Below are 9,443 nucleotides of genomic sequence, written 5' to 3'. Positions count from 1 at the left end.
GACTCAAGGTCGCGTTTTTTTATTGCTATTTACGGCTATTGGAACAGGTCATCCGCTGGCGCATCGATGAAGAGATTATTTTCATCTTGGCTTTCACTGATATATTCCTTCGGTTCAGTGCCCGAGATAAAGTATTCAAAATCACTGGTGTAATCAGTTTTACGAGTGAGCTTGCCTGTTGCAAGGTCGATCCGCACCGAGACGATTCCTTCCGGTGGAATCGCCGTGGTTTCTGGGACGCCTTTAAGCACGTTATTCATAAATTCGTTCCAGCCAGGCCCTGCGGTCTTAGCACCGGCTTCGGTCCCAGTGATCTGATCTTTTTCACCATTAGCGTTCCAAGCGGTTCTACCTAACTGCCGACCATGATCGTCAAATCCCACCCAGAAGGTGCTTGTCAGCGTCGGGCCAAAACCACTGAACCACGTGTCGCGAGATTCGTTGGTTGTCCCCGTTTTACCTGCAATATCATGGCGTTTAATTAATTGCGCCGCACGCCAAGCAGTACCTTGCCAACCTGTACCTTTACTCCAATCGCCGCCACCCCAGATCACGCTCTTCAGCGCTTCGGTGATCAGGAATGCCGTTTGTTCGGAGATAATTTGCGGTGCGTAACGGCCAGTTTGTTCAAAGCAATGGGCAACTGGCTCATCGGTTTGCGCCGTTGGCTCACTAAAGCCCATTGGGTCGCTACTCGGTTGGGTTAGATTACCACTTGGCTTACAAGCTAAGGTTGGATTGGCTTTTTCAATGACATTACCGAAGGAGTCTTCTACTCGTTCGATATAGAAAGGTTCAACCAAGAAGCCACCATTTGCAAACACGTTGAAAGCCGCTGCGACTTGTAAGGGCGTTACCGAAGGTGAACCCAGTGCTAAGGACTCGTTGCGTGGTAAGTCGTTAGGGTCAAAACCGAACTTAGTTAACTCGGCAATAGCTGCATCTAAACCAATATGGCGCATGGCACGAACAGACATGACGTTGATCGATTGCGCTAAGCCCACACGTAAACGCGTTGGGCCACCATAGATATCGGGCGAGTTTTTCGGCCGCCAGGCAGTACCTTGGCTAATATCGGGTTTATTAATCGGTGCGTTATTAATCAGAGTCGCGAGCGTAAAGCCTTTTTCTAATGCCGCAGCATAGATGAAAGGTTTAATATTCGAACCTAATTGGCGTTTAGCCTGAGTCACGCGGTTGTATTGGCTTTGGCTAAAGCTGTAACCACCTACTAAAGTACGGATAGCGCCATTTTCCGGATCGAGTGACACTGTGGCACTCGCTACTTCGGGGACTTGCGATAATTGTAAGTACTGGCCATTGTCGCGGATCCAAATACGCTCGCCTACTGTCAGCATGTCTGAAGCCGATTTAGGTACCGCACCTTGGCGTTTATCGTTAATAAATTTACGCGCCCATTTCAAGCCATCCCATTTGATGACTTTGGTTTCACCTTTAGCGGTTAATACACTGGCTTGCTGTCCATCAATGCTTAATACCGCGGCAGGTTGTAACTCTTGGACGGGTGTGACTTTAGCCAGTTCAGCTTTGATTTGTGCATTATCAGGCTTAGCGCCTGTCCACAAAACAGCAGCAGGACCGCGGTAGCCATGACGTTCATCATAGGCATAAACATTATTGCGTAATGCTTGCTGCGCTAACAGCTGGAGATCGGATGAAATTGTGGTGTAGACGTTATAGCCATTGGTATAGGCTTCTTCTTCACCATATTTTTGCACCATGTAATCTCGGGCCATTTCAGAAATATAAGGGGCATAGAGATCGATTTCGGCACCATGATATTTGGCTACGAGTGGCTCCTGGAGTGCTGTTTGGTACTCCGTTTTGCTGATATACCCCACTTCATTCATCCGCATCAACACCACGTTGCGACGAGCGAGAGCGCGGGAAGGTGAAGTAATGGGGTTAAGCGTTGAGGGGGCCTTTGGCAAGCCAGCAATCATACTCATTTCAGACAGAGTCAGATCTTGGACGTTTTTGCCAAAATACACTTGAGCGGCTGCGCCAACGCCATAGGCTCTTTGGCCTAAATAGATACGGTTAACGTACAGCTCTAAAATCTCATCTTTCGTTAACAACTGCTCAATATGGTAGGAAATAAAAATTTCCTTCACCTTACGAATAATGGTTTTGTCGCGGGTTAGGAAGAAGTTACGTGCCACCTGCATGGTGATAGTACTTGCTCCTTGCTTTTTTTCGCCGGTTGTTAACATGACGATTGCTGCGCGGATTACCCCGACAGGATCGATACCACCATGCTCATAAAAGCGCGCATCTTCGGTGGCAAGGAAGGCTTGTAACAGCGGTTTGGGGACTTCTTCCAGTTTTAAGGGAATACGTCGTTTTTCACCAAACTGAGATATGAGTTTGCCATCACTACTGTAAATGCGCAAAGGTGTTTGTAATTGCACATTTTTTAGTGTCGAAACATCCGGCAGATCCGGCAAAACATAAAAGTATGCTGCAACAATGGCGCCTACGCCCAAAAGGGCTAGACTGAATAGAGCTATAACAATACGTTTTAACCACTTCACCTAAATTGATCCTAATGTTCAGTTAAGTGCGACAGTATATAAGGCGCGAACGTTTGGGTGAAGCAAAAACGTGACGGCCCTAAAATAGCGTTTGTAAAATCTTGAAACATTCTATACAAATACGTATAACGGGTTGATTTTGTGCTAATCTCTCATACTGAAATATAAATAATAAAGTGACAACGGATTATGCTTTCAAATTTATGGAAGCGTCAGGCTCCGCAAATGGTCGGAATTGATATTGGTTCCCATGAAGTAAAGGCCATTTTGCTGAGTAAGACTGCTGATGGATACAAAATATTAAGTCACGTAGCGGTTCCCGTAAAAAAGGGTGCTATTAACGATCATGATATTCGTGATACCGATGCCGTTGTTGAATGCCTCAAACAGGTAAAGCGTGCTTTGCCTAAATCGGTTAAATATGCTGCGGTTGCGGTTTCTGGTTCTGCTGTAATGACTAAGGTCATCTACATGGATGCCTCGCTTAGCGAAGAGGAAATGGAAGCGCAAATTGAGATTGAGGCTGATAACTTAATCCCCTATTCCCTTGATGAAGTCAGCATTGATTTTGAAACCTTAAACGTCAACAGTACCGATCCTTCTAAGGTCGATGTATTACTCAGTGCTTGCCGTACTGACAATATCGATGCCAGAGTTGATGCGCTTGATGAAGTCGAGCTAGAGACTAAAGTCGTTGACGTTGAAGGCTATGCCTTAGGTCGAGCGGTTGAGTTAGTCCTAGGCCAATTACCTGAAGGGGCTCGCCAGAAAGCAGTTGCCATGGTCGATATCGGCGCGAATATGACTACTTTCTGCGTTGTCGAGTCTGGCGAAACTACATTTATCCGTGAACAAGCCTTTGGTGGTGAGTTATTTACTCAGTCGATTCTGTCTTTTTATGGCATGTCTTATGAGCAGGCAGAAAAAGCAAAAATCGAGGGTGATTTACCGCGTAATTATATGTTTGAAGTGTTATCTCCCTTCCAAACGCAATTACTGCAGCAAATTAAGCGAACGCTGCAAATTTATTGTACTTCAAGCGGCAAAGATAAAGTCGACTATCTCGTCTTATGTGGTGGCACATCTAAACTAGAAGGCATGGCTAACTTATTGACCAATGAGTTAGGTGTTCACACCATAATTGCCGACCCTTTCCAAGGATGCCTGCACGCGGATGAATCCGTTAAAAATATACTGCAACCTAGCATTAGCAAATATATGGTTGCTTGTGGCTTAGCCCTGAGGAGCTACGGTCAATGGCGAACATAAACCTGCTTCCTTGGCGTGAAGAAGCGAGAGAAAAGCAGAAACGCGATTATATCGGCATATTGGCTGCGGTATTTTTGGGCTCAGCAATCTTAGTCTATGCAGCGCTGGCTTTACTCGAGATGATGACTGATGAGCAGCGAGCAAGAAATGCTTATTTACAGTCAGAAATTCAGCAGCTCGATGCTCAAATTGCCGAGATTAAAAAGATCACTGAACGTAAAAAAGATATTGAGCGTCGAACTGAAATTATTTTAAATCTTCAGCAATCCCGTAATTTGCCGACACACGTATTAGACGAGCTAGTGCGTATTGTTCCGCCAGGAATTTATCTATCAAGTCTTGAGAAAAAAGGCAGTTTGTTGCTCATTGAAGGTCGTAGTGAGTCGAATAATAACGTAGCAAATATGATGCGTAAGGTAAAAGCGTCTGAGTGGTTAACCGATCCCAATATGCAATCGATCGTTACCCAAGATGATGAGTTAAGACAATTGCAGAGCTTTAGTTTAAGGGTGAGCATCAAAGGAGCCATTGCTGAAGAGCCCGTAAAAGCGGCAAAAGGAGCGAGTAAATGAAGCTCGATCTCAGTCAGTTTAATGATATCGATTTTGAAAATATCGGAAGTTGGCCAAAACAAGTAAAAGTATTTTTCGCTATTTTACTGGCTCTTTGCGTATTTGCAGCGGGATATTTTGTGGTGTTGTCTGATGCAATCGATGTGATTAATAATGAACAAAACAAAGAGTTACAGCTAAGAGAAGATTTTCAAAACAAATATCAACTGGCCGCTAATTTAAAGCTTTATCGTGAACAACTTGCCGTAATGGAAGGGCAATTTGCCGAATTGCTGAAAATGTTACCTTCAGAAAACGAGATGCCCGGTTTGCTTGATGACTTAACCTTTGCAGCAACGGATGCTGGTTTACGGATTAAAAGTTTAAATTGGGAAGCTGAAATTCAGCGAGATTTTTATATCGAATTTCCAATTAAGATGTCTGTCACTGGTGATTATCATCAGATTGGCAATATGGTGAGTGGTGTTGCTAAGTTACCTCGTATTGTTAGTTTGCATGATTTTACGATCAAACGTGATGATAGCGGTACTTTAACCATGGACATTCTTGCTAAAACCTATCGCTTTAAAGAAGGGGCAGAGTTACCCCTCGAAAAGCCTGCTAACAAGGGGAAGAAATAATGAAACTCTTACCTCTGTTAGGGATGAGTCTTTTTTTAATGGGGTGTGTTGGCGATCGTAGTGATTTAGAGCTATTTGTTACTACAACTAAAGCACAGCATGTGGCGCATATTCCACCCTTAAAAGAACCGCCTAAGTTTGAGCATTTTGCCTACCAGGCTGAGTTAATGCGTAGTCCCTTTGTTCCGCCTTCTCGCGAATTAACCGAAGAAGTCGTTGATACCAGTAAAAACTGCTTACAACCGGATTTAAAACGTCGTAAAGGCCGTTTAGAAACTTATGCTTTAGACAACCTAAAAATGCGCGGTACGTTAAGTGAAGCTAATGTAACTTGGGCGCTGATTGAAACGAATGATGGCAGTGTATATCGGATGGGCGTGGGTGAGTATCTAGGGTTGTTTAACGGACGTATAGCGAAAGTGACTCCACAGAATGTGGAAGTTGTAGAATTAATTCCAGATGGTACGGGTTGTTGGTCAGAGCGTACAAACAACATCGAACTTTCTGGAAAATAACAAGCGAAGGATGAGGGAACAATGAAATCTTCTGCCGCGATAAAAATCCCGTTATCGTTTTTATCTTCAGGCTTAGTTAAGTCTGTTATTGGGATCGCATTACTATTTGGATTTTTGCCATCGAGCTTTGCGGCAAATCGGCTAATGGATGTGAAATACCATGCTTTAGTCGATCATCAGTTAGAGGTCGAGTTAATATTTGAGGATGCGATTTCGGCTCCACAAATTGATTCAAATGCATCGCCTGCTGAGCTGGTATTGACCTTTGATGATAGTATTTCTGGTCTTTCTAAAGATCGCTTACCGATTAATCAGGTCGGTGTTAAAGATCTAGTGACCTCGCAGCAAGATGCGCGTTTGACGGTGACTTTAGGTTTATCCAAAGTCAAACCTTATCAAGGTAGCGTAGTTGGTAATTCTTATCGCTTAACCATTAATGATGAGGTTGTGAATTCTCAGACAACAGCAAATAGCCCATTTGTAAATAGTATTAAAAATATTGATTTTCGACGTAATGAAAATGGCGGTGGCGATTTATTAGTCTACCTAAATAGCCGCTCTGTTGCGGCCAACGTTGAGCAAATTGGTGCCAAACTTGAGGTTCAGCTTTACAACACTGACATCAACAATGACTTGTTGTATGTGATGGATGTACAGGATTTTTCTACGCCAGTTAAAAACTTTGAAACCTTTAAAGATGACTTAACGACTCGCATCATAGTCGATGTATCGGGTAATTATGAGTTCAATTATAAGCAGGAAGATAACCTCTTTAGGTTGTCGATTAATAAGGTTGAACGTACTGTAGCGACTAAAGATATTAAGAAATATAACGGTAAGACCCTTTCATTAAACTTCCAGAATATTTCTGTTCGTACCGTATTACAGATTATTGCTGACTATAACAACTTTAACTTAGTGACCAGTGATACTGTTGAGGGAGATATTACCCTTAGGCTTGACGATGTACCTTGGGACCAAGCACTGGATTTGATTTTGCAAACCAAAGGACTCGATAAACGCATCGAAGGTAATATTTTGATGGTGGCGCCGAGTGAAGAGCTTGCGATTCGCGAAAGTCAAAATCTCAAAAGTAAACAGGAAGTTAAAGAGCTTGCGCCGCTTTATTCTGAGTATCTGCAGATTAACTATGCCAAAGCGACCGACATTGCCGAGCTATTAAAAGGCACTGACTCAAGTTTATTGTCTCCTCGCGGTTCTGTGGCCGTTGATGAGCGCACCAATACGGTACTCGTCAAAGATACCGCTGAAATCATCGAAAATATTCATCGTTTGGTTGAGGTGCTTGATATTCCGATCCGCCAAGTGTTGATTGAATCACGTATGGTTACCGTAAAGGATGACGTATCCGAAGATTTGGGTATCCGCTGGGGAGTGACTGATCAGCAGGGTGATAAAGGGACCTCTGGCTCTCTAGAAGGGGCCGGTGATATTGCCAATGGTACGATACCGAGTTTAGATAATCGTTTGAATGTGAACTTGCCTGCGGCCGTCACTAACCCAACTAGCATCGCCTTCCATGTGGCTAAGCTCGCTGACGGTACTATCTTGGATCTAGAGCTCAGTGCACTAGAGCAAGAAAACAAAGGTGAGATTATCGCGAGCCCTCGTATCACGACCTCTAACCAAAAATCGGCGTATATTGAGCAGGGTGTTGAAATTCCCTACGTACAATCCACGTCAAGCGGTGCGACCTCGGTGACCTTTAAAAAGGCGGTGTTGTCACTAAGGGTGACACCACAAATTACACCGGACAATCGTGTGATTCTGGATCTTGAGATTACGCAAGACTCACAGGGCAAAACGGTGGATACGCCGACAGGTCCAGCAGTAGCGATTGATACACAGCGTATTGGTACTCAAGTACTTGTCGATAATGGCGAAACCATTGTATTAGGTGGTATCTACCAGCAGAATTTGATTAGCCGGGTTAGCAAGGTACCTATTTTGGGAGACATTCCTTTGGTCGGTTTCTTATTCCGTAACAGTACCGACAAGAATGAGCGCCAAGAGCTATTGATTTTTGTAACACCTAAAATTGTGAATGAGAAACTCTAACTCTATGTAGTCGTTCGGATAAAGCCAGCACCACTTGCTGGCTTTATTATTTATAAAATACAATTCTTACCATAAATAGCGAGCATCACTTGCCAGACTAGACATTAAACTGAGATAATCCTCGGTCAAGTCTCATAAGAGCAAGGTAACATACAGTAGGTCGGCTTGATCATGAGTCGATATAGGCATACTTTTCATTAAGATTCAGACGTACAAGAAATGGCTGAAAAACGTAATATTTTTCTGGTAGGCCCAATGGGCGCAGGTAAAAGCACAATTGGTCGCCATCTGGCGCAAATGCTGCATTTAGAATTCCACGATTCAGATCAAGAGATTGAGCAACGCACTGGCGCTGATATTGCTTGGGTGTTTGATGTAGAAGGCGAAGAAGGTTTCCGCCGTCGTGAGGCTCAGGTTATTGCTGATCTGTCTGAAAAACAGGGTATTGTCCTTGCCACTGGTGGTGGTTCAGTTCAGAGCAAAGATATCCGTAATCATTTATCTGCTCGCGGTATTGTGGTTTATCTCGAAACCACTATCGACAAACAGGTTGCGCGAACTCAAAGAGACAAGCGTCGCCCATTACTGCAAGTAGATGATCCGCGAGAAGTATTAGAGAGCCTCGCAGAAATCCGTAACCCTCTGTACGAAGAAATTGCTGATGTGATCGTTAAAACTGATGATCAAAGTGCAAAGGTTGTTGCGAATCAAATCGTTGAGAAATTAGGTTTCTAGGCAGAATGACACAACAAATTCAGGTTAATTTAGGTGAACGTAGTTACCCCATTTACATTGGCCAGAGTTTGATGAGTGATAGCGAGACTTTGTCTCGCTATCTGCTGAAAAAACGTATCCTTATCGTCACCAATGAAACCGTCGCGCCCTTGTATCTAAACCAGGTTCAAGACACGATGGCTTCGTTTGGTGAGGTATCTAGTGTCATCCTTCCCGATGGCGAACAATTTAAAGATTTAACGCATTTAGATGCTATTTTTTCGGCTTTACTGCAACGTAATTATGGCCGAGATTCTGTGTTGGTTGCCCTCGGTGGAGGGGTGATTGGTGATATGACGGGGTTTGCCGCGGCATGTTATCAACGTGGTATCGATTTTATTCAAATCCCTACAACGCTTTTATCCCAAGTGGATTCTTCGGTTGGCGGCAAAACGGCGGTCAATCATCCTTTGGGTAAAAATATGATAGGGGCTTTTTATCAGCCACAAATTGTCATTATTGATACTGACTGTTTAAAGACCTTGCCGGCGCGTGAGTTTGCTGCGGGGATGGCGGAAGTTATTAAATATGGCATTATGTGGGATGCTGAGTTTTTTCAATGGCTTGAGCATAATGTTCAAGCACTAAAAAGCTTAGACACTCAAGCCTTAGTCTATGTGATTTCCCGCTGCTGCGAAATTAAAGCTGATGTGGTCAGCCAAGATGAAACAGAGCAGGGCGTGCGCGCGCTTTTGAATCTTGGGCATACCTTTGGTCATGCTATTGAGGCTGAGATGGGCTATGGTAACTGGTTGCACGGTGAGGCCGTTGCGGCTGGCACAGTCCTTGCTGCTCAAACCGCTAAGTCTTTAGGATTGGTTGATGAGTCAATTGTCCGTCGTATTGTGCAATTGTTTCAAGCCTTCGATCTTCCTGTAAAAGCGCCGGAATCAATGGATTTCGACAGTTTTATTCAACATATGCGTCGCGATAAGAAAGTGTTAGGCGGTCAGATCCGGCTGGTACTTCCAACGGCCATTGGTCGAGCGGAAGTATTTAGTCAAGTCTCTGAATCTACCCTAGAACAGGTTATCTGCTGCGCATAAACCTTGTGTGGTG

8 protein-coding genes are annotated in these 9,443 nt (G+C 44.0%); 7 read left to right on the top strand and 1 reads right to left on the bottom strand.

Annotated features, from left to right (window positions below):
- Positions 1–35: 35 nt before the first annotated feature.
- Entirely contained in the window at positions 36–2,555 is a 2,520-nt protein-coding gene (locus SHEWPOL2_RS01155) for a PBP1A family penicillin-binding protein (protein WP_037424150.1), read from the bottom strand.
- Between the two features lie 189 nt (positions 2,556–2,744).
- On the opposite strand from SHEWPOL2_RS01155, the gene SHEWPOL2_RS01150 reads away from it, so the two are divergent.
- The 7 genes from SHEWPOL2_RS01150 to aroB all read left to right on the top strand — a co-directional run bounded on the left by SHEWPOL2_RS01150 (position 2,745) and on the right by aroB (position 9,430).
- Positions 2,745–3,824 carry a pilus assembly protein PilM gene (locus SHEWPOL2_RS01150; protein WP_037424154.1) on the top strand — a complete coding sequence of 360 codons (1,080 nt, stop codon included), beginning with the start codon at positions 2,745–2,747 and terminating at the stop codon, positions 3,822–3,824.
- Positions 3,812–4,396 (top strand): PilN domain-containing protein, encoded by a 585-nt coding sequence (locus tag SHEWPOL2_RS01145; RefSeq protein ID WP_037425164.1) that lies wholly within the window; start codon positions 3,812–3,814, stop codon positions 4,394–4,396. The genes SHEWPOL2_RS01150 and SHEWPOL2_RS01145 overlap by 13 nt, the downstream gene beginning before the upstream one ends.
- Positions 4,393–5,016 carry a type 4a pilus biogenesis protein PilO gene (locus tag SHEWPOL2_RS01140; protein ID WP_037425161.1) on the top strand — a complete coding sequence of 208 codons (624 nt, stop codon included), beginning with the start codon at positions 4,393–4,395 and terminating at the stop codon, positions 5,014–5,016. Before SHEWPOL2_RS01145 ends, SHEWPOL2_RS01140 begins: the two co-directional genes overlap by 4 nt.
- Positions 5,016–5,531: a pilus assembly protein PilP gene (locus tag SHEWPOL2_RS01135; RefSeq protein ID WP_037424163.1), complete on the top strand. Its 516-nt coding sequence runs from the start codon at positions 5,016–5,018 to the stop codon at positions 5,529–5,531. The genes SHEWPOL2_RS01140 and SHEWPOL2_RS01135 overlap by 1 nt, the downstream gene beginning before the upstream one ends.
- A 21-nt stretch (positions 5,532–5,552) precedes the next feature.
- Positions 5,553–7,610: a type IV pilus secretin PilQ family protein gene (locus SHEWPOL2_RS01130; protein ID WP_037425158.1), complete on the top strand. Its 2,058-nt coding sequence runs from the start codon at positions 5,553–5,555 to the stop codon at positions 7,608–7,610.
- Between the two features lie 219 nt (positions 7,611–7,829).
- Entirely contained in the window at positions 7,830–8,345 is a 516-nt protein-coding gene (gene aroK / locus SHEWPOL2_RS01125) for a shikimate kinase AroK (RefSeq protein WP_037424170.1), read from the top strand.
- Positions 8,346–8,350: 5 nt separating this feature from the next.
- A complete protein-coding gene (gene aroB, locus SHEWPOL2_RS01120) occupies positions 8,351–9,430 on the top strand; it encodes a 3-dehydroquinate synthase (protein WP_037425156.1) in 1,080 nt (359 codons plus the stop codon).
- Positions 9,431–9,443 lie beyond the last annotated feature (13 nt).

The organism is Shewanella sp. POL2 (genome assembly GCF_000282755.1).
Classification (GTDB): Bacteria; Pseudomonadota; Gammaproteobacteria; order Enterobacterales; family Shewanellaceae; genus Shewanella; species Shewanella xiamenensis.
The sequence above is the reverse complement of the archived record's forward strand: the minus strand, read 5'-3'. Positions and strand labels throughout refer to the sequence as shown.

What these genes read in the sequence shown, in the direction of transcription:
- SHEWPOL2_RS01130 (WP_037425158.1), top strand. Translation starts at nt 5,553, where the DNA reads ATGAAATCTTCTGCCGCGATAAAAATCCCGTTATCGTTTTTATCTTCA.
- SHEWPOL2_RS01140 (WP_037425161.1), top strand. Translation starts at nt 4,393, where the DNA reads ATGAAGCTCGATCTCAGTCAGTTTAATGATATCGATTTTGAAAATATC.
- aroB (WP_037425156.1), top strand. Translation starts at nt 8,351, where the DNA reads ATGACACAACAAATTCAGGTTAATTTAGGTGAACGTAGTTACCCCATT.
- aroK (WP_037424170.1), top strand. Translation starts at nt 7,830, where the DNA reads ATGGCTGAAAAACGTAATATTTTTCTGGTAGGCCCAATGGGCGCAGGT.
- SHEWPOL2_RS01150 (WP_037424154.1), top strand. Translation starts at nt 2,745, where the DNA reads ATGCTTTCAAATTTATGGAAGCGTCAGGCTCCGCAAATGGTCGGAATT.
- SHEWPOL2_RS01145 (WP_037425164.1), top strand. Translation starts at nt 3,812, where the DNA reads ATGGCGAACATAAACCTGCTTCCTTGGCGTGAAGAAGCGAGAGAAAAG.
- SHEWPOL2_RS01135 (WP_037424163.1), top strand. Translation starts at nt 5,016, where the DNA reads ATGAAACTCTTACCTCTGTTAGGGATGAGTCTTTTTTTAATGGGGTGT.